Origin of the sequence: Mesorhizobium yinganensis (assembly GCF_040081985.1) — a bacterium.
Taxonomy (GTDB): Bacteria; Pseudomonadota; Alphaproteobacteria; order Rhizobiales; family Rhizobiaceae; genus Kumtagia; species Kumtagia yinganensis.
This window is the reverse complement of sequence record NZ_JBEBMH010000003.1, coordinates 510,927-529,106: the sequence shown is the minus strand read 5'-3', so window position 1 is coordinate 529,106 and position 18,180 is coordinate 510,927. Positions and strand designations below refer to the sequence as shown.

17 protein-coding genes are annotated in these 18,180 nt (G+C 64.9%); 8 read left to right on the top strand and 9 right to left on the bottom strand.

Annotated elements, in window-relative coordinates; translation table 11 throughout:
- Positions 1 to 113 precede the first annotated feature (113 nt).
- Both ccmB and ccmA read right to left on the bottom strand, forming a co-directional pair.
- On the bottom strand, positions 114 to 776 hold the full coding sequence (gene ccmB / locus ABMA59_RS09600) for a heme exporter protein CcmB (protein ID WP_349005110.1): 663 nt from the start codon (positions 774 to 776) through the stop codon (positions 114 to 116).
- A 229-nt stretch (positions 777 to 1,005) separates the two neighbouring features.
- Positions 1,006 to 1,611 carry a heme ABC exporter ATP-binding protein CcmA gene (gene ccmA / locus ABMA59_RS09595; RefSeq protein WP_349005109.1) on the bottom strand — a complete coding sequence of 202 codons (606 nt, stop codon included), beginning with the start codon at positions 1,609 to 1,611 and terminating at the stop codon, positions 1,006 to 1,008.
- A gap of 285 nt (positions 1,612 to 1,896) precedes the next feature.
- Here ccmA and acnA point away from each other — a divergent pair, with 285 nt between their 5' ends.
- Positions 1,897 to 4,587 carry an aconitate hydratase AcnA gene (acnA, locus tag ABMA59_RS09590; RefSeq protein WP_349005108.1) on the top strand — a complete coding sequence of 897 codons (2,691 nt, stop codon included), beginning with the start codon at positions 1,897 to 1,899 and terminating at the stop codon, positions 4,585 to 4,587.
- A gap of 51 nt (positions 4,588 to 4,638) precedes the next feature.
- On the opposite strand, the gene ABMA59_RS09585 is transcribed toward acnA, so the two are convergent.
- Entirely contained in the window at positions 4,639 to 5,343 is a 705-nt protein-coding gene (locus tag ABMA59_RS09585) for a ceramidase domain-containing protein (RefSeq protein WP_349005107.1), read from the bottom strand.
- A gap of 114 nt (positions 5,344 to 5,457) precedes the next feature.
- Between ABMA59_RS09585 and ABMA59_RS09580 the strand changes: the two genes are divergently transcribed.
- The gene (locus ABMA59_RS09580) at positions 5,458 to 6,228 is read left to right on the top strand and encodes a DUF1223 domain-containing protein (protein ID WP_349005106.1); all 771 of its coding nucleotides are present in this window, start codon (positions 5,458 to 5,460) and stop codon (positions 6,226 to 6,228) included.
- Between the two features lie 405 nt (positions 6,229 to 6,633).
- Entirely contained in the window at positions 6,634 to 7,017 is a 384-nt protein-coding gene (locus tag ABMA59_RS09575; RefSeq protein WP_349005105.1) for a DUF2794 domain-containing protein, read from the top strand.
- Between the two features lie 116 nt (positions 7,018 to 7,133).
- On the opposite strand, the gene ABMA59_RS09570 is transcribed toward ABMA59_RS09575, so the two are convergent.
- The 4 genes from ABMA59_RS09570 to ABMA59_RS09555 all read right to left on the bottom strand — a co-directional run bounded on the left by ABMA59_RS09570 (position 7,134) and on the right by ABMA59_RS09555 (position 12,585).
- Complete coding sequence (locus tag ABMA59_RS09570) at positions 7,134 to 7,700, bottom strand: GNAT family N-acetyltransferase (protein WP_349005104.1); 567 nt, start codon at positions 7,698 to 7,700, stop codon at positions 7,134 to 7,136.
- 104 nt (positions 7,701 to 7,804) lie between these two features.
- Positions 7,805 to 8,581 carry a Bax inhibitor-1/YccA family protein gene (locus ABMA59_RS09565; RefSeq protein ID WP_349005103.1) on the bottom strand — a complete coding sequence of 259 codons (777 nt, stop codon included), beginning with the start codon at positions 8,579 to 8,581 and terminating at the stop codon, positions 7,805 to 7,807.
- Between the two features lie 269 nt (positions 8,582 to 8,850).
- Positions 8,851 to 11,400: an ABC transporter permease gene (locus ABMA59_RS09560; protein WP_349005102.1), complete on the bottom strand. Its 2,550-nt coding sequence runs from the start codon at positions 11,398 to 11,400 to the stop codon at positions 8,851 to 8,853.
- Positions 11,401 to 11,883: 483 nt separating this feature from the next.
- Positions 11,884 to 12,585: an ABC transporter ATP-binding protein gene (locus ABMA59_RS09555; protein WP_349005101.1), complete on the bottom strand. Its 702-nt coding sequence runs from the start codon at positions 12,583 to 12,585 to the stop codon at positions 11,884 to 11,886.
- 61 nt (positions 12,586 to 12,646) lie between these two features.
- On the opposite strand from ABMA59_RS09555, the gene ABMA59_RS09550 reads away from it, so the two are divergent.
- The 3 genes from ABMA59_RS09550 (at position 12,647) to ABMA59_RS09540 (ending at position 14,512) form a co-directional block, all read left to right on the top strand.
- Positions 12,647 to 13,291, top strand: coding sequence for an arylesterase (locus tag ABMA59_RS09550; protein ID WP_349005100.1), 645 nt, complete (start codon positions 12,647 to 12,649; stop codon positions 13,289 to 13,291).
- A gap of 187 nt (positions 13,292 to 13,478) precedes the next feature.
- Complete coding sequence (gene thpR / locus ABMA59_RS09545) at positions 13,479 to 14,072, top strand: RNA 2',3'-cyclic phosphodiesterase (RefSeq protein WP_349005099.1); 594 nt, start codon at positions 13,479 to 13,481, stop codon at positions 14,070 to 14,072.
- Between the two features lie 95 nt (positions 14,073 to 14,167).
- Positions 14,168 to 14,512 carry a YkvA family protein gene (locus tag ABMA59_RS09540; protein ID WP_349005098.1) on the top strand — a complete coding sequence of 115 codons (345 nt, stop codon included), beginning with the start codon at positions 14,168 to 14,170 and terminating at the stop codon, positions 14,510 to 14,512.
- A gap of 22 nt (positions 14,513 to 14,534) precedes the next feature.
- Here the strand turns inward: ABMA59_RS09540 and ABMA59_RS09535 are convergent, their stop codons facing one another.
- Entirely contained in the window at positions 14,535 to 15,107 is a 573-nt protein-coding gene (locus ABMA59_RS09535; protein ID WP_349005097.1) for a sigma-70 family RNA polymerase sigma factor, read from the bottom strand.
- 335 nt (positions 15,108 to 15,442) lie between these two features.
- Here ABMA59_RS09535 and ABMA59_RS09530 point away from each other — a divergent pair, with 335 nt between their 5' ends.
- Entirely contained in the window at positions 15,443 to 15,946 is a 504-nt protein-coding gene (locus ABMA59_RS09530) for an invasion associated locus B family protein (RefSeq protein ID WP_349005096.1), read from the top strand.
- Positions 15,947 to 16,106: 160 nt separating this feature from the next.
- On the opposite strand, the gene ABMA59_RS09525 is transcribed toward ABMA59_RS09530, so the two are convergent.
- On the bottom strand, positions 16,107 to 17,036 hold the full coding sequence (locus tag ABMA59_RS09525) for a LysR family transcriptional regulator (RefSeq protein WP_349005227.1): 930 nt from the start codon (positions 17,034 to 17,036) through the stop codon (positions 16,107 to 16,109).
- A 127-nt stretch (positions 17,037 to 17,163) separates the two neighbouring features.
- On the opposite strand from ABMA59_RS09525, the gene ABMA59_RS09520 reads away from it, so the two are divergent.
- Positions 17,164 to 18,057 carry a DMT family transporter gene (locus tag ABMA59_RS09520; protein WP_349005095.1) on the top strand — a complete coding sequence of 298 codons (894 nt, stop codon included), beginning with the start codon at positions 17,164 to 17,166 and terminating at the stop codon, positions 18,055 to 18,057.
- Positions 18,058 to 18,180: the final 123 nt, after the last annotated feature.

Below are 18,180 nucleotides of genomic sequence, written 5' to 3'. Positions count from 1 at the left end.
GGGCACACCCGCGCGGGCGGGCAACTAAGGGCGAGGCCGGCCTGTGCGAGCCTCTAAGCGCACAGCCTATCGTCTCGACACCACCGCAGCAATTCGCCCAAAGTGCGGCGGATTCACTCGACGTGCCGCAGCGCCGCACCGGCGGCAACCGGCCCGACCACCGCGAAGAACAGCGTCAGCGCGCACAGGATGAGGAAAGGCTGCAGGAACGGCGCCGGGTCGGTCACCGCGCCATAGGTCGCCGACACGCCGAAGATCAGCACCGGTATAGCCAGCGGCAGCACCAGCACCGAGATCATCAATCCGCCGCGCGGCAGCGCCACGGCGACGGCGGCGCCCGCCGCGCCGACGAACGTGATGGCCGGCGTGCCGACCAGCAGTGTCAGCGCCGCGGCGCCCAGCCCGGCCGGCTCAACATTCATGAACAGGCCGAGCAGCGGCGAAGCAATCACCAGCGGTAGCACGCTGGCCGTCCAGTGCGCCAGGCATTTGACCAGAACCGTCAGCGCCAGCATGTGGCGGTCGGCGGAAAGCAGCAAAAGGTCGAGCGACCCGTCCTCGCGGTCGGCCTGGAACAGCCGGTCGAGCCCGAGCAGCGAAGCGAGCAGCGCGCCGATCCACAGGATCGCAGGGCCGATGCGGGCGAGAAGGTTGAGGTCCGGCCCGACGCCGAAGGGGATGGTCGCGACCAGCGCCAGGAAGAAAACGATGCCGGTCAGCGCACCGCCACCGGCGCGGATGCCGAGACGCAGGTCGCGAAGGTAGAGCGACCACATCAGGCGAAAGCTCCAGCCTGCGCATCGCAATGCTCGTAGTTTCGGTGCTCTACGTTGCCCCCCTCTGTCCTGCCGGACATCTCCCCCTCAAGGGGGGAGATTGGCAGCGTCAATTCCGCTGCCACTTCTGCGACGTTGGTGGTTGGCAAAGCCACGGCGGCAAGCCGATCTCCCCCCTTGAGGGGGAGATGTCCGGCAGGACAGAGGGGGGCGCGAAGGAGCACGACCATCAGCCGACGCCCCCCATCCGCAACTCCGCCGCCCCCTCGAGCCCCAGCGGCAGATGTGTCGCCGCTACGACGATCCCCCCCTCGCACATATGCGCCCTCATCAGCGCCCCGAACCGCGCCTCGGACGCCGCGTCCAGCCCGGCGGTCGGCTCATCCAGCAGCCAGACTGGGCGGTGCGCAACGAGCAGCCGGGCAATCGCCGCGCGGCGCTTCTGTCCGGTCGAAAGCACCGAGAACGGTAGATGCCCGAGCCCGTCCAGCCCGACCTCATCCAGCGCCTCGTCAGGCGTGAAGCGCGGCACGCCAAAAAAGTCGCGCCAGAACAGGAGATTCTCCTCGACGGTCAGCGCCGTCTTCATCGCGTTCTGATGGCCGAGATAGTGGCAGGCGGAAGCGACCGTCGGAAACGTCTCGCCGCCGTCGATGCCGGCCGTGCCGGAGGCGGCCGGCAGCAGCCCGGCCAGCACGCGCAGCAGTGTCGATTTGCCCGAGCCGTTCGGCCCGGTGACGACCAGGGCCTCTCCATCCCCGCGCGTGAAAGAAACTCCGGAAAACACCGTCTCGCCGCCGCGTTCGCCGCCCAGATTGTCGGCGCTCAGCCGCATTGTTTTCCCTTCATGCGCAGCCCTCTTGCAACCGCTGTGCGGCGCAGCAAAAATGGCAATTCCGTGTCTAGAACTATTCCACGATTTTCTCTATATGCGAGATACCAACCCCAGCGGTCGGGGAAGGCAACCTTCATATGTGCCGGACCAGCGCTCGTGCCGTTATCCACGGCCCGGACGCTCGGGAGCGGACAGCGGAAATGGCCGTACCCGCACCTTTGCGCGTGATTGCATGCCATCGGAGTCCGTTCCCCAGAAGGCAGAACAGACTAGATGGGGTCATCCGTGTCCAAATCTCTCGACAGTTTCAATTGCCGCCGCACCCTGACCGCGGGCGGGGCGGACTACGTCTACTACAATCTCGTCGAGGCCGAGAAGAACGGCCTCACCGGCGTCTCGCAGCTTCCCTATTCGATGAAGGTGCTGCTCGAAAACCTGCTGCGCAACGAGGACGGCCGCTCCGTCACCAAGGAGAGCATCCAGGCCGTCGCCAACTGGCTGACCGACAAGGGCACCGCCGGCGTCGAGATCGCCTATCGCCCGGCCCGCGTGTTGATGCAGGATTTTACCGGCGTGCCGGCGGTTGTCGACCTGGCCGCCATGCGCGACGGCATCGCCGCACTCGGCGGCGACCCGCAGAAGATCAACCCGCTGGTGCCGGTCGACCTCGTCATCGACCATTCGGTCATCGTCGACGAGTTCGGCTCGCCGATGGCGTTCGCCCGCAACGTCGAGCTCGAATACGAGCGCAACCAGGAGCGCTACAAGTTCCTGAAATGGGGCCAGCAGGCGTTCCGCAATTTCCGCGTCGTGCCGCCCGGCACCGGCATCTGCCACCAGGTCAACCTCGAATATCTCGGCCAAGTCGTGTGGACCAACACCGAGGACGGCGAGACGACCGCGTATCCGGACACCTGCGTCGGCACCGATTCCCACACCACCATGATCAATGGCCTCGGCGTTCTCGGCTGGGGCGTCGGCGGCATCGAGGCGGAAGCCGCCATGCTCGGACAGCCTGTCTCCATGCTGCTGCCGGAAGTGATCGGCTTCCGGCTGACGGGCCGCCTCAAGGAAGGCGTCACCGCCACCGACCTGGTGCTCACCGTCACGCAGATGCTGCGCAAGAAGGGCGTGGTCGGCAAGTTCGTCGAGTTCTTCGGCCCCGGACTCTCCAACATGACGCTGGCCGACCGCGCCACCATCGGCAACATGGCGCCGGAATACGGTGCGACCTGCGGCTTCTTCCCGGTCGATTCCGAGACGATCCGCTATCTCACCATGTCCGGCCGCGCGGAAGCCCGCATTGAACTGGTCGAGGCGTTTTCCAAGGCGCAAGGTATGTGGCGCGACAATGATTCCGCCGATCCGGTGTTCACCGACCTGCTCGAACTCGACATGGGCGACGTCGTGCCGTCGATGGCAGGGCCGAAGCGTCCGGAGGGCCGCGTGCCGCTGGAAGGCATCGCCGCCGGCTTCGCCGCCGCCATGGAGAAGGACTACAAGAAGACCGTCGACACACATAAGCGCTACGCGGTCGAGGGAGAGGATTTCGACATCGGCCATGGCGACGTGGTGATCGCCGCCATAACCTCCTGCACCAACACGTCGAACCCGTCGGTGCTGATCGGCGCCGGCCTGCTCGCCCGCAACGCCAACCGTCTCGGCCTCAAGCAGAAGCCGTGGGTGAAGACCTCGCTGGCGCCAGGTAGCCAGGTCGTCGCCGAATATCTGGAAAAGTCGGGCCTGCAGAAGGAACTCGACCAGATCGGCTTCAACCTCGTCGGTTTCGGCTGCACCACCTGCATCGGCAATTCCGGCCCGCTGCCGGCGCCGATCTCCAAGACCATCAACGACAAGGGTCTGATCGCCGCCGCGGTGCTTTCCGGCAACCGCAACTTCGAGGGCCGCGTATCGCCCGACGTGCAGGCCAACTATCTCGCCTCGCCGCCGCTGGTCGTCGCCCACGCGCTGGCCGGCACGGTGACCAAGGACCTGACCACCGAGCCGATCGGCGAGAGCAGCAATGGCAAGCCGGTCTATCTCAAGGACATCTGGCCGACGACCGCCGAGATCAACGCCTTCATCGAGGAGAACGTCACCCGCGAGCTGTTCGCGCGCAAATATGCCGACGTCTTCAAGGGCGACGAGAACTGGCAGGAGGTCAAGGTGCCGGAGGGCCAGACCTATGCCTGGGACGACCAGTCGACCTACGTGCAGAACCCTCCCTACTTCGCCGACATGAAGAAGACTTATGGCAGGGTCAGCGATATCAAGGGCGCGCGCATCCTCGGCCTGTTCGGCGACAAGATCACCACCGACCACATCTCGCCGGCCGGTTCGATCAAGGCCGCCTCGCCGGCGGGCAAATACCTAACCGACAATGGCGTCGGTGTCGCCGACTTCAACCAGTACGGCACCCGGCGCGGCAATCATGAGGTGATGATGCGCGGCACCTTCGCCAACATCCGCATCCGCAACCACATGCTGGGCGAGAACGGGCGCGAAGGCGGCTACACGATCCACTACCCCTCGAAGGAGGAGATGCCGATCTACGACGCCGCGATGGAGTACAAGGATCAGGGCGTACCGCTGGTGATCTTCGCCGGCATCGAATACGGCAACGGCTCGTCGCGCGACTGGGCTGCCAAGGGCACCAACCTGCTCGGCGTCAGGGCGGTCATCGCCCAGTCGTTCGAGCGCATCCACCGCTCGAACCTCGTCGGCATGGGCGTCATCCCCTTCACCTTCGAGGAGGGTTCGTCCTGGGCCTCCCTCGGTCTGAAGGGCGACGAGACCGTGACCATAGATGGGCTGGAGACCATCCGTCCGCGCCAGAAGATGGTGGCGAAGGTCACGTCCGCGGACGGCACCGTCACCGAAGTGCCGATCCTCTGCCGCATCGATACGGTCGACGAACTCGACTATTTCAAGAACGGCGGCATCTTGCAGTACGTGCTCCGCGATCTGGCTGCGTGAGCTGAGCCCGGGAACGGTCACCAATTTTGGTGACCGTTCCCGAAGATTCTTTCAACCCGCGGATGCGACATGCGTCCGCGGGTTTTGTTTTGCCCGGCCCGGCGCGCCGTACCGTGCGACCGCCGCCAACAGCACACCGAGCATCAGACCGTTCAACAGGTGCCAGAGGAAATGCGTGCCGAGCGGGAAGGATTCGCAGACCAGCGGATCGATTACCCGGCAGATGACCGAGCAGACGAAGATGCTGGCCGCGGCGATGTTATACCAGCCTGCCGGGCTGCCGGCCCGCGCCACCAGGATGCCGAAGAAGATCAGAGCCAGGAAAGGCGGCAGATAGCCGGTCGTGCCGTTGCTCGCCGCGCGCAGCCAGGCCGGCACCATGACGGTGATCGCTCCGACCACGATGTAGAAGGCTCCGAAGATGGTGACCGCCTTCGGCCACGCCATGCCGACAAAGCGGCGCAGGTTGAACAGCGTATAGGCAAGGGTGAAGCCGGCGATCGGCACTATGTCGAACCAGATGGTGAGCGACGTGGCGAAGGTATGGAAGACAGCCGAGCCGATGCCGATCGCAACCACCCACCATGCCAGCAACTCGGAAAACAGGTCGGTGCCGCGCCGCCGCACGGCATAGACGCCCCACAGGCCGGCGGCGATAAAAGCCAGATTTGTCAGTGCGTTGACCCGCTCGGACCAGAATTCCGGCCCCGTCCGCTCGCAATAGAGGTCGATATGCGCGAAGAGTGCCGGCCCCATCCGTCCGCCTATTTTCTCACCGCAACGTGACTTCCCGTTGAAATGTCCATCTGCCTATTGTTTGATGAACAAAAAGATAAGCCGGTGCCACCGGTGAAAGCATCTGGAACCTGTATGAAGCGCGAAAAACTGACCAGGCTGGCGGCGTTCGCGCTGGTTGCGATAGGGTTTGCCATTGCGGCCGACAGGGCATCCGCCGAATCGCGCAAGCCGCTCGGCGTGGTCGAACTGTTCACCAGCCAGGGCTGCAATTCATGCCCGCCGGCCGATGCGCTGTTCAGCGAACTGGTGCGCAAGGGCGAGGTCGTGGCGCTCGCCTATCATGTCGACTACTGGGACTACCTCGGTTGGCGCGATACCCTGGCCCAGCCGGAGAACACACAGCGCCAGCGCGACTACGGGCGAGCCTTCGGCATCCGCTCGGTCTACACACCGCAGGCCGTCATCAACGGCCGTGTGCATGTCAACGGCGCCAAGAAATGGGCCGTCAAGGGCACGCTGGAAACGCTGCTGAACTCCGGCAAGGGATTGTCGGTCGATCTGAAGGCGACCGTGCAGGGGGAAAGCCTCGTCATCCAGACTGGAACCGGACCGTCGAACAGCAAGGCACATCTCGTGCTCGTCTATTTCGACAGCGCCAAGCCGGTGACGATCGAGCGCGGCGAGAACAGCGGCAATACCATCACCTATTGGAACGCCGTGACCGACGTGCAAACCGCCGGCATGTGGCATGGCGAAGCCGCCCGTTTCGAACTGCCGGTGAGCGAAATCGCAAAGAAGGAAGGCTGTGCCGCCCTGTTGCAGGCGGTCAGCAAGGACGGCATGCCCGGCCCGATCCTCGGCGCCGCCATCATCCGCAATCCCGAATCGCCCTCCACGAAGTAGCGGTTCGGCTATGCGGCTTGACGAATGAAACAGAAAAGCCGGCGACGACCAAGCGGCACCGGCTTCAATCAGTTTGGGATCGTTACGACCCGGCTCCGTTGCAGGGAGGCCGAGGTTGGTTCGATCCGACGCGGGCCCGTGGGCGGGGGGCTTGGGGTTACGAGCCGGTGCCGGACCGAACCGTCTCAGGCAACGCGGGTAAAGTCGTCGGACAATGGGGCGTCAGCGCGGGTAAAACAAGGCAGAAATGTGGCGATCATTCAGCAAACATTTCTTACTGAAATTAATAGTGATCAAATTTGATTTGTTGAGGACGGCCCTTTCCGTCGAATCGCCGCCCTTGCAATTTCGCCGCGAACGCGCGAATTTTTCATGTCGTGAAACCGTCATGAAGGGTACGCGCGGATGACCGATCGCAGCGGAGGGGAGGGTGGGGACGAATCCGCAATATTGATTCCGCTCCACGAGGCAAGGCGGGAGCGGATGGACATCCCGGTATCTTTCGACCGGCGGGAACTGGACCAGATTCTCAGGCTCTACGGCCGCATGGTTGCCGCCAACGAATGGCGGGACTATGCGATCGACCATCGGATCGACCGCGCCGTGTTCTCGGTCTACCGCCGCGCCCACGATTTGCCGCTGTTCCAGATCGTCAAGGACCCAAAACTTGCCCGCAAGCAGGGCATGTTTTCCGTGGTCGCCGCCACCGGCGCCGTGCTGAAGCGCGGCCACGAGCTGGCGCGCGTGCTCGGCGTCTTCGACAGCAAGCTCAGGCTGGTAGGGGCGTGATTAGGGCAGTAAGGCAGTAAGGCAGGAGTGGGAAGCGCGATCGCACGAGACGGTCAACAGGCGCGGATTACTTTGCTTTTCAGCAACGGCAAAAAACTCGCCGGGAGCAAGACGCCCTACTGCCCTCGAAACCGCCGCTCCGGCAGCGACGCCGGGTCGGGCTCCTGAGTGGTCCCGCCGTTCATGGTCAGTTGCATGAACATCGTGTCGAGCCATCGATCATGCTTGTAGCCTGAACCCTCAAGTCTCCCGGAATGCCGGAAGCCGAGCTTTTCGTGCAGCTTCACCGATGGGCTTTCCGGCCTGCCGTCGCCGATCACCGCGACCAACTGGCGGAAGCCGAGCGCTTCGCAGCGTGTGATCAATTCCTTGAGCAGCAGCGTGCCGACGCCCTGCCCCTTGGCGGCCGGCGCGATGTAGATCGAGTCCTCGACGACGAATCGATAGGCCCGGCGCGGCCGGAAAGGTCCCGCATAGGCGTAGCCGGCAAGCCCGTCCGGTGTGTCGGCCACGATGTAGGGAAAGCCGCCGCCTTGCAGCGTCGCAAACCGTGCGCCCATCTCGGCCCGGCTCGGCGGCTCCAGCTCATAGGATGCCGTGCCGGTGGTGACGGCGTCGGCGTAGATTTCCGTGATACGGTCGAGATCGTCCTCGACGGCATCCCTCAGCACGATACTGCTCATGATATAGGCACACTCCGAAAGTGCCTACGAATAGAGCGGGGGCGCCCAAAAGAAAAGGGCGGCCGCGCGGCCGCCCTTTGGTCCAGTCCGGTCTGTCGGCGCGATTACTCGCGGTTGCCGAGGAACGACAGCAGGAAGGTGAACAGGTTGATGAAGTCGAGATAGAGCGTCAGCGCGCCCATGATCGCCTTGCGGCCGGCCACCAGCGTGTCGTCGCCTTCCCAATACATCTCCTTGATCTTCTGCGTGTCGTAGGCGGTGAGGCCCGAGAACACCAAAACGCCGATGCCGGAGATCGCGAACTGCAAGGCCGGCGAAGCCAGGAAGATGTTCACCACCATCGCGATGACCAGGCCGATCAAGCCCATGAACAGGAACGTGCCCATGCCGGTCAGGTCGCGCTTGGTCGTGTAACCCCATAGGGAGAGCGCGCCGAAGGCGGCCGCGGTGATGAAGAAGGTCTGCGTGATGCTCTGCGCCGTGTAGACCAGGAAGATCGACGACAGCGACAGGCCCATCAGGCCGGCGAACACCCAGAACGCGATCTGCGCGCTGGAAACGCTCATCGCCTGGATGCGGGCGCTCAGGAAGAACACCATGCCGAGCGGGGCGAGCATGACGACCCACTTCAGCGGCGAGCCGTAAAGCGCGACGCCGAGCGAGGTCAGCATCTTGCCGTTACCGAGCGTGGCGGCGGCCAGCGACGGGTCGTTGGTGGTAGCCAGCATCATCGTGCCCAGCGCGGCGAAGCCGGTAATCGCGAGGCCCAGCGCCATAAGGTTGTACACCTTGAGCATATAGGCGCGCAGGCCCTCGTCGATGGCGGCGTCCGCGCGGGAGCCCGCCGCGACGCGCGCCTGATAGTTGCGAAGGTCAGCCATAGATTTCCTCTGTTGCTTCTGCCCCGTCGGGTGTCGGGCTCGCGCCCAGGCGCCGCTGGCGGGGCTCCAGCATGCCTGCGCAGAATATGATGCGTCTCGCGGCGAAGGACAAGAGCCGTTACGGGCTGAAACCCCGCGTGAGGCAACGTTTTTCTACGATCTCATACGAAATTGATCAGAGGTGAGGCAGTAGGCAATGGGCAGTCGGCAGTCGGGTGCCGAATGGAAATTGTTTCTTAACCTACTGCCGACTGCCCACTGCCGACTGCCTACAGATTCCGCAACACCGGCGCCGCCTTATGCCCGAGCACCCGCCAGGTGCCGATGAGGCCGATGCCGACCGTCAGCACCAGCGCGATCGCCACCGTGGAAGCGGCGACGGTGGGCGAGAAGCTGGAGGGAAGCGTCATGATGCGCGCCACCACGAACCACGCCGCCACGCCGCCCGCGGCCAGCGCGAACACCGCTGTCGCCAGGCCGATCAGCATGTATTCGAGCGAGAAGGCGGTGATCAGCGTGCGCCGTGTGGCGCCCAGCGTCTTCAGCACCACCGCGTCATGGATGCGCGCCCGGTTGCCGGCGGCGAGCGCCCCCGACAGCACCAGCACCGAGGCGATCAGCGCCACGCTGGCGGCGGCGCGGATGGCCGTGCCGAGCTGCGCCACCAGCCGGTTGACGATGTCCAGCGCGTCCTTCACACGCACCGTGGTCACCGCCGGATAGGCGCGGGTCACCTGGTTGAGGATGCGCGCTTCCTCCTGTGCCGGCGCGTCGCGGGCGGTCAGCGTCGCCAGCCAGGCATGCGGCGCGCCGGCAAAAGTGTTGGGCGAGAACACCATGACAAAATTGATGCCCATCGATTCCCACTTCACCTCGCGCAGGCTGGCGATTTTTGCCGTGACGTTGCGGCCGAGCACGTTGACGGTCACCGTGTCGCCGATCTTCAGGCCGATCTGCCGCGCCTCCTCGGCGGAGAAGGAGACAAGCGGCTCGCCCGAATAGTTTTCCGGCCACCATGCACCCTCCGAGAGCGTGGCGTTTTCCGGAACCGTCTCCGAATAGGTCAGGCCGCGGTCGCCGCGCAGCACCCAGGCGCCTTCCGGCGGCACCTTCACCTGCTGCACGTCCACGCCGTTCAATTCCATGATGCGTCCACGCAGCATCGGCACCCGCATCAGCTTGCCTTCCGGCGAAAGGCTGCCGACGAGGTTGCTGAAGGCGTCGACGTCAGCCGCCTGGATATCGACGAAGAAGAAGTTCGGCGCGCGCTCCGGCAGGCTTCCGGAAATCTGCCGGCGCAAATCGCCGTCGATGAGGGCCAGCGTCACCAGCAAAGTCAGGCCGAGCCCCAGCGACAGCACCACCGACGGCGTCAGCGCGCCGGGCCGATGGATGTTGCCCAGCGCCAGCCTGAGCGCGGTGGAGCGCACGCGCGGCGCACGGCGCGCCAATGCTTGCACGAGCAGCCCGACGCCACGCAGCACAATGAAAGCGAAGATCGCGGCGCCGACGAAGATAGCGGCGATGCGCCGGTCCGTCGCGAACCATATCGACATCGCCGCCAGAAGTGCCGCGATGCCGAGCGTCGTCGCCAGATAGATCCAGCGCGGCAGTCCGCGTCCGCCGATGCCGGCCTCGCGGAACAGCGCGGTCGCCGGCACGTCACGGGCGCGGCCGAGCGGCAGGATGGCGAAGGCCAGCGTCACCAGCACGCCGAACACGGCGGCAAGCGCCAGCGCGCCGGGATAGATGCCGCCCTCGGTGGGCACCGGGATCAGCGAAGAAAGCGCGGCACTCGCCGCGAAGGGCATCAGCGCCGCCAGCACCAGCCCCACCGCGATCCCCATCGCCGCGATGATCATGATCTGCGTGAGATAAAGCGTGAACACGAATCCGCCGGACGCGCCGAGGCTCTTGAACGTGGCGATCACGCCACGCTTGCCGTCGAGATAAGCGCTGACCGCATTGGCGACGCCGACGCCGCCCACCACAAGCGCCGTCAGGCCGACCAGCGTCAGGAACTGCGAGAACCGCTCGATGTTGGAGGACAGCGCCGGCGCGGCGTTGCTTCGGGTGCGGATGCTCCACCCAGCCTCGGGGAACTTTTGGGCAGCCTCCTCGCGGATTTCCTTCAGCCGCGCTTCGCCGGTGCCGTCGGGCAGGCGGATCTTGTAGGCGTGCTCGACCAGGCTGCCCGGCTGCACCAGACCCGACGCCCGCAATCCGTCCATGGAAAGCAGCAGGCGCGGCGCAAAGCCGAATCCGTCGGAAATGGCATCCGGTTCGCCGGTGAGCGTTGCGCGAAGTTCAAAGGTGGCGTTGCCGAGCTTGATCCGGGCTCCCGGCTGCAAGCCGAGCCGCTCGAACAAAAGGTCCGGCGCCGCCGCGCCAAAGACGCCGTCCCTCTCGCCGAAGAGTTCATCTTGCGAAAGCGAAGGCTCCGTCAGCAACTGACCATAGAGCGGATAGGCGTTGTCGACCGCCTTGGCCTCCACCAGCGCCTGGTCCGATCCGTCCTCCAGCCGCGCCATGGAGCGCATGTTGGCGCTCACCGCCAGCGTGCCGAGGTCCTTGAGGAAAGCCGTTTCGCCTTCGGTCGCCTCGCGCTGGTTAAGTTCGAACCTTATGTCGCCGCCCAGCAGCGCCTGGCCTTCCGACGCCACGCCGGCGGTAATCGCCTGCGCCACCGAATTGACCCCGCCGATCGCCGCCACGCCCAGCGCGATGCAGGTCAAAAAGATCAAAAAACCCGACAGCCCGCCGCGCATTTCGCGCAGCGCGAAGCGCAGGGCGAGTTTGAGGGAGGAGGCGGGGCTCATCAAGCTACGCATCCTGCTGAATGCTCCAGCCCATCGCGTCCCCTACTGTCTTGCCGGACTTGGAGGCAAGGCAGGCTTTTCGCCCGTCGTACCAATCTTTTCAGCACCGAAGGGCAAACGCATATGCAATTTATCCGCCCCGAACCGGCTTTGCCGGTTCGTCTCGGCACCACCCCCTCACCGGCCCTTCGGGCCACCTCTCCCCCTGCCCGGGGGAGAGGAATCCAAGCTGGAAAAGTGCCGGCATCGCGGCCGGCTATCCTCTCCCCCGGGCAGGGGGAGAGGTGGCCCGAAGGGCCGGTGAGGGGGTGGTGCCTCGGCGTCTCGCCGCAGGCGAGACGGAGAGGATCATTTGGCAAAACAAGATCACATGCCCCTATCCCTCCTTGCTGACGGCCGATACGCGTGATGCGTCCGTAAGCCCGGCAAGACAGAGAGGGGTCCGAAGGAGCGCTGCTCGACTTCATTTGGCTACGCGCCTTCCTAAGCCGACACCGCGAGCCGAGGCGCACCCGCCTCGATGCGCCCCGACCGCATGGAAATCTGCCGGGAGCAGCGGGCGGCGAGCATCGGGTCGTGGGTGACCAGCACCAGCGTGGTGCCGCGCTCGGCCGCCTCGGAAAACAGCAGGTCGGCGATCTGCCGGCCGGTCGCCTGGTCGAGGTTGCCGGTTGGCTCGTCGGCGATCAGGATACGCGGCGAAGGCGCCAGCGCCCGCGCAATCGCCACCCGCTGCTGTTCGCCGCCGGACAATTCGCCGGGATAATGCGTCAGCCGCTCGCTGAGGCCGACCGCCGCGAGTTCACGCGCCGCCCAGCCGAACGGATCGGCATGGCCGGCAAGCTCCAGCGGCACCGCGACGTTTTCAAGCGCCGTCATGTTGGGGATCAGGTGGAAGGACTGGAAGACGATGCCGATGGTTTTGCCGCGAAACGCCGCCACCTCGTCCTCGCTCTTGCCGTTGAGCAGTTTGCCGGCGATGCGTACAGTGCCGCTGTCGACGCCTTCCAGCCCGGCCAGCACCATCAGCAGCGTTGACTTACCGGAACCCGACGGGCCGACGATGCCGGCGGTCTCGCCGGCCATCACATCGAGGCTGATGGTCTTCAGCACATGCACCGACGAGGCGCCTTCGCCCAGCGTCAACGAAACATCGCGAAGTTCGATGACGGCTTCTGCGGTCACGGAATAGCCCTATATGGAGTGGGAAACTGTAGGCACGCTGTCGTCATATGGGCTTTTGCGCATGGCTTTCAAACGTTTCATGCTTTTTGTCGCGGCGGCGATGTTGTCCTCGGCGCTCGGCTATGGGCAGGCCCAGGCCGAACCGCGCCAAATCGTCGGTTTCGGCGACAGCCTGATGGCCGGATACATGCTGGATGCCGGCAAAGGTTTTACGGACAGGCTGCAAGCGGCGCTGAAAGCCAAGGGTCACGATGTCGTGATAAACAATGCCGGCGTCTCCGGCGACACCTCCAGCGCTGGCCTATCGCGGCTCGACTGGTCCGTTCCTGACGGAACCGACATCGTCATCCTCGAACTCGGCGCCAATGACATGCTGCGCGGCGTAACACCGGACATCACCCGCAGGAATCTCGACGAGATGATCTCGCGGCTGAAGCAGCGCAATATCACCGTGCTGCTCGCCGGCATGCGTGCCGCGCCCAATCTCGGCGCCGACTATCAGGCCGCCTTCGACGCGATCTATCCCGACCTCGCAGCGAAATACGGGCTGGCGCTCTACCCGTTCTTCCTCGACGGCGTCGCGGGTAACCGCGATCTGCAACTGGAGGACGGCATGCATCCGAATCCCGCCGGGGTGGACAGGATGGTCGAGAATTTCCTGCCGACGATGGAAAAGGTGCTGGCCGCGCCCAAGGGATCGACCTGAGAGAGCCGCCGGCAAGTGCCGGCGAACTGGTCCCGGACCGGACGAAATGATGATGGATCGGCTTACCTCCCTCAACATGACGCCACGTAAAGCAAATTGTTGTTGCGTTGCACACAAACCGCTTGCCGTCGCGCCGGATCGATGATTCGCTTGACGGGTAAGTCGATTCGAGGAAGGGAGGCTTTTCATGCCGCGTCTTTTCACCGCCCTCGAAGTTCCGCGTGACGCAGCCCTTTCCCTCTCGCTGCTGAGGGGCGGCCTGCCCGGCGCCCGCTGGATCGACGTCGAGAACTACCACATCACCTTGCGCTTCTTCGGCGACATCGAAGGCCATGTCGCCGACGAGATCGCCAACGCGCTGGACCGGGTCCGCCGTCCGGCCTTCCAGCTTCGCCTCGACGGCGTCGGCGCCTTCGGCGGCAAGAAGCCGCATTCGATCTTCGCTGCCGCCGCGCCCTCTCCCGACCTGAACGCGCTGCAGGCCGAGATCGACCGCATCTGCCAGCGCCTCGGCCTTCCCGCCGACACCCGCAAATTCACGCCGCACGTCACCCTGGCGCGGCTGCGCAACTCCAGCCCGATCGATGTGGCGCATTACCTTTCGGCGCGCGGCAATTTTTCCGCCGCCCCCTTCCGGGTCGGCCGCTTCGTGCTGATGTCGTCGCGCGATTCGGTCGGCGGCGGCCCCTATGTGGTGGAGGAAGTCTGGCCGCTGATCGGCGCGGACATGCGCCCCAGCCTCTCCGCCGGCTATGAGGAGCCCTACCGCACCATGCGGTAGATCGGCTCGTTTTCTCTTGTTCATCGCCTGCGCATGCGAACTCTTGTGGTGAGGCAAGCGCCTCACCACATTTTCGCGTGAAGGGAGAGAATTGGATGGCCAAGTCGACCAAATCTCAGGCTACCGCGCCGGAACAGGACGTGCGCGAAAAATTCTGGCGCACCGCCAGGAAGGCAGCCGCGCAGGTGCCGTTCATGGACGAGGTCGTCGCCGGCTATTATTGCGCCATGGACAAGGGCACGCCGCTCAGGGCCAAGGGTATCCTCTTGGCCGCGCTGGCCTATTTCGTGTTGCCCGCCGACACCATTCCCGACGTATTCTTCGGCATCGGCTTCACCGACGACATCGCCGTGCTGACCGCGGCACTTGCCGCTGTCCGCGCCCACATGAAGCCTGCACACAGGCTGGCTGCGCGCGAGGCTTTGCACGACATTTCCTGATTGGCACCGGCAGGCCTGCCGCTCAATCAGTATCCACCGCGCCGTCAGCCTCCAGAATCTTCCTTAGCCGCCCAAAGGCCAGCCTGATCCGCGATTTGACGGTGCCGAGCGGCAGGCCGGTGCGCTCGGCGATCTGGCTGTGGGTCAGCCCGACGAAGAACGCATATTGCAGAAGCTCCAGTTGCTCGCCCGACAGCGCCGTCAACGCGACCCGCACGCGCTCGTCGCGTTGGCGTGCATCCATTCCCTCGTCCGCGGGCTCGGGATCGTCCGGCACCAGGAGCGGATCGGAGGGATCGAGCAGATGCGAGCGGTCGCGGCGCAGCACGTCGATGCGCCGGTTGCGGGCGATGCGGAACAGCCAGGTGGCCAACGACGATCTTGCCGGATCGAACAGATGCGCCTTGTGCCACAGCACCGTCATCACTTCCTGCGCGAGGTCCTCGGCGCCGGCCGGCTCCATGCCGAGCCGTTTCAGGTAGCCGTTGATGCGTGGCGCGAAATGATCGAACAGTCGCGTGAACGCGGCGCGGTCGCCGTCGCGGGCCACCAGCGCGGCAAGCCGGGAAAACTCCTCGTCGCGCGAATTGGTCATGATCGGATCATGCCGGAAAGCCGTATCCCCATCCTCTGCGGCCGCTGTCTTGAGACGGCTTCCCGGACCGTCGCAACCCAGTCCTCCATTGCATGCCGGCGAAAAAAGTCAAACTGCTGCCGCTTTTCTTGTCTTGAACTCGCCTCAGGCGACAAGGCTCCGAGGATCCGGAGAAGGCCGCGGAGCAGGTTGGTGGTGATGCAATATGGCGGATGCCCTTTTTCGCGGACGTTCACCATTTCGTAACCCTGACTAATTCAAAATTAAACGAACGGGCAGGGGTCGAATCCAGGCCTGCTTCGGCAATTCCAGCGAAACGTAAGACGGTGAAAAACATGCGCGGATTGTTAGCGGCGGTTGCGGGCCTTATCCTTGTCGCGGGTGCGGCGCCGGCGCTCGCCCAGTCGGCCACAAAGATCGGCCAGCACAATGCCTGGGGCACCTACAGCTACCAGTCCGGCAACGGCAAGGTCTGCTACGTGCTGACCGTGCCGACCGACAAGCAGCCGCCGACGCTGGACCACGGCGACATCTTCTTCTTCGTCAGCCAGCGGCCCGGCCAGCAGGTCACCTACGAGCCGCAGTTCATCGCGTCCTACGACTTCCAGGCAAATTCCAAGGTGCAGGTGACGGTCGGCGGCAAGACATTTTCCATGTTCACCAAGGGGAAGTCGGCCTGGGTGGAGAACGCCGCCGAGGAGCCGCTGCTGATCGCAGCCATGAAGGGCGGCTCCGACATGAAGATCGCCGCCAAGTCCGGACGCGGCAATCCGACCAACTACACCTTCTCGCTAAAGGGCATTTCGGCGGCGCTTTCATCGATCGCAAGCTGCAAGTAGCGCCGACGGTGCGTCCTTCGAGACTCGCCCGTCGATAGTATCATTCAATCTGCTGCGGCGCGCGGGCTCGCACCTCAGGATGAGGGAGGTGCGAGCCCCCGCAAGGCTTTGAAAATATTGGTCAGACATTCGCGGGCGAGCCTCGAAGGACCGATCAGGCTCAATCCGAACTCAAAAACGCCTCGACCCTCCCCTCAGCCAGTCCCGCCTCGCGAGCAATCCGTCGCGCGAGGTCGGCCGCCGCGGGCCGGGGCGAAACGCCTTCCGGCCGGTCCAGCCAGTAGGATACCGGATTGAGCACGGACCGCTCGTCGACGGGCGCGATGCGGCCCGAGCGCAACTGGTCGACGGTCAGCGGCGGGCGCGCCAGCGCGATGCCGAGGCCGCAGGCGGCGGCGTCCAGCACCAGATTGTAATCCTCGAACCGCCGGTCCTCGGCACGCGGGCGATAGTCGATGCCCTGCGCGCCGAACCAGGCACGCCAGGCCGAAGCATCGGAATCGTTGATCAGCGGATGCGCCAGCAGGCGTTCCGGATTTCCGCTTCCGATCTCCTTCGCCAATCCCGGCGAGGCGATGGGAAAACAGTGTTCCTCGAAGAGCTGCACCGAGACGCGCCCGGGGATACGACCGCGCCCGCAGCGGATCGACAGGTCGTGGCCCTCCTCGGCGAGGTCGGCCTGGCGGTTGTCGACGTCGAGCACGATGCGCAGTTTCGACGGCCCGCTCTCCAGCAGACGCAGGCGTGGCATCAGCCATAGTCCGCTGATCGACGGAATGGAGGTGACGCGCACCACCGCCGCGCCGCGCGGCTCTGACCAGCGGTCGGTATTGTCGGCGATCAGCGCAAAAGCCTCGCTGGTGCGCAGATAGAGCCGCTGGCCCTCGATGGTCAGCGCGACGCCGCGCGCGCCGCGGTCGAAAACTTTCAGCCCGAGCCAATGCTCGAGCTTGGCGATCTGCCGGCTGACCGCGCCATGCGTCAGGTTCAGCCTCTCCGCCGCCGCGCTGAAACTGCCGGTCTTGGCGGCGATTTCGAAGGCGCGGAGCGTGTCCAGGGGAGGCATGGAGCGGTCCGAGGTGTGATCCATCATCGTCATTGCGCCAGGAATCCATTTGAGCTGTGAGCCTGGCTCACAGCAGGTCATCGAATCTCTCGTTTGTCAAATCGCTCCCGGAACGGCATTTGAGCCGGTATCGAATTTTGGGAGACCAAAAATGTCCGCCGCAGCACTTACCTCCGACACGCAGCCTCGCCTCGAACTGGCCACCGTCGCCGCTGTCGCCATCACCGTGATCGGCTGGGCCTCGGCGTTCCCGGCCATCCGCGCCGGCCTGACGGCTTTCGGACCGATCGAGCTTGGCGCCATCCGTTTCGGCATCGCCGCGCTACCGGCGCTTGTCTATCTGCTGGTCATGAGGCCGGCCCTGCCTTCGCTTGGCGAGGCATGGCGCTTCGCCACCGGCGGCGTCGTGTTCGTGGCGCTCTACACCGTGCTGCTCAACATGGGCGAGCAGACCGTCTCGGCAGGCGCGGCGAGTTTCATCATCAATGTCAGCCCGATCCTGACCGCCATCCTGGCCACGCTGCTGCTCGGCGAGCGGTTCCGGGCGCTGGCCTGGGTCGGCACCTTCGTGTCGTTCTTCGGCGTTGGCCTGATCGCGCTCGGCGAGGGCGACGGCCTGTCGCTCGACACCGGCGCACTGCTGATCTTCGGCGGCGCCGTCTGCACCACCGTCAACACCATCGTGCAAAAGCCGCTGTTCGCGCGCCACAAGCCGCTGACGGTGGCGGCCTGGAACATGGTCGTCGGCGGCCTGCTGCTGTCGCCGGCCCTGCCTTCTGCGCTGTCGCAGGCGGTGACGGCGAATTCCGAGGCGCTGCTGTCCGCCGTCTATCTCGGCATCATCCCGAGTTTCGTCGCCTATGGAAGCTGGGCGGTCGCGCTGTCGCGCCTGCCGGCGTCGCGCGCCTCCAACTATCTCTATTGCGTGCCGCCTGTGGCGACGCTGATCGGCTTCGTCTGGCTGGCCGAGGTTCCCGGTCTGCTCGGCGTCGTCGGCGGCCTGCTGGCGCTGGGCGGCGTGGTGATCGTCAACCTTCGGCGCTGACGGCAGCGCCGGGAACGAGCAGATTTCGCAAGGTCAGAACTATCCGGTTTGCGACATTTCCGATGTCGCGGTGATGGACGGTTTTATACCTTTTTCGTCTTTCGCAGAAAACGGCACTTGGCT

Excerpts from the sequence above, each read along its gene's own strand:
- ABMA59_RS09565 (WP_349005103.1), bottom strand. The coding sequence starts at position 8,581 with ATGGCTGACCTTCGCAACTATCAGGCGCGCGTCGCGGCGGGCTCCCGC.
- ABMA59_RS09525 (WP_349005227.1), bottom strand. The coding sequence starts at position 17,036 with ATGGATCACACCTCGGACCGCTCCATGCCTCCCCTGGACACGCTCCGC.
- ABMA59_RS09535 (WP_349005097.1), bottom strand. The coding sequence starts at position 15,107 with ATGACCAATTCGCGCGACGAGGAGTTTTCCCGGCTTGCCGCGCTGGTG.
- ABMA59_RS09520 (WP_349005095.1), top strand. The coding sequence starts at position 17,164 with ATGTCCGCCGCAGCACTTACCTCCGACACGCAGCCTCGCCTCGAACTG.
- ABMA59_RS09575 (WP_349005105.1), top strand. The coding sequence starts at position 6,634 with ATGACCGATCGCAGCGGAGGGGAGGGTGGGGACGAATCCGCAATATTG.
- ABMA59_RS09585 (WP_349005107.1), bottom strand. The coding sequence starts at position 5,343 with ATGGGGCCGGCACTCTTCGCGCATATCGACCTCTATTGCGAGCGGACG.
- ABMA59_RS09560 (WP_349005102.1), bottom strand. The coding sequence starts at position 11,400 with ATGAGCCCCGCCTCCTCCCTCAAACTCGCCCTGCGCTTCGCGCTGCGC.
- ABMA59_RS09550 (WP_349005100.1), top strand. The coding sequence starts at position 12,647 with ATGGCTTTCAAACGTTTCATGCTTTTTGTCGCGGCGGCGATGTTGTCC.
- ABMA59_RS09540 (WP_349005098.1), top strand. The coding sequence starts at position 14,168 with ATGGCCAAGTCGACCAAATCTCAGGCTACCGCGCCGGAACAGGACGTG.
- ccmA (WP_349005109.1), bottom strand. The coding sequence starts at position 1,611 with ATGCGGCTGAGCGCCGACAATCTGGGCGGCGAACGCGGCGGCGAGACG.
- ABMA59_RS09570 (WP_349005104.1), bottom strand. The coding sequence starts at position 7,700 with ATGAGCAGTATCGTGCTGAGGGATGCCGTCGAGGACGATCTCGACCGT.
- thpR (WP_349005099.1), top strand. The coding sequence starts at position 13,479 with ATGCCGCGTCTTTTCACCGCCCTCGAAGTTCCGCGTGACGCAGCCCTT.
- ccmB (WP_349005110.1), bottom strand. The coding sequence starts at position 776 with ATGTGGTCGCTCTACCTTCGCGACCTGCGTCTCGGCATCCGCGCCGGT.
- ABMA59_RS09530 (WP_349005096.1), top strand. The coding sequence starts at position 15,443 with ATGCGCGGATTGTTAGCGGCGGTTGCGGGCCTTATCCTTGTCGCGGGT.
- ABMA59_RS09580 (WP_349005106.1), top strand. The coding sequence starts at position 5,458 with ATGAAGCGCGAAAAACTGACCAGGCTGGCGGCGTTCGCGCTGGTTGCG.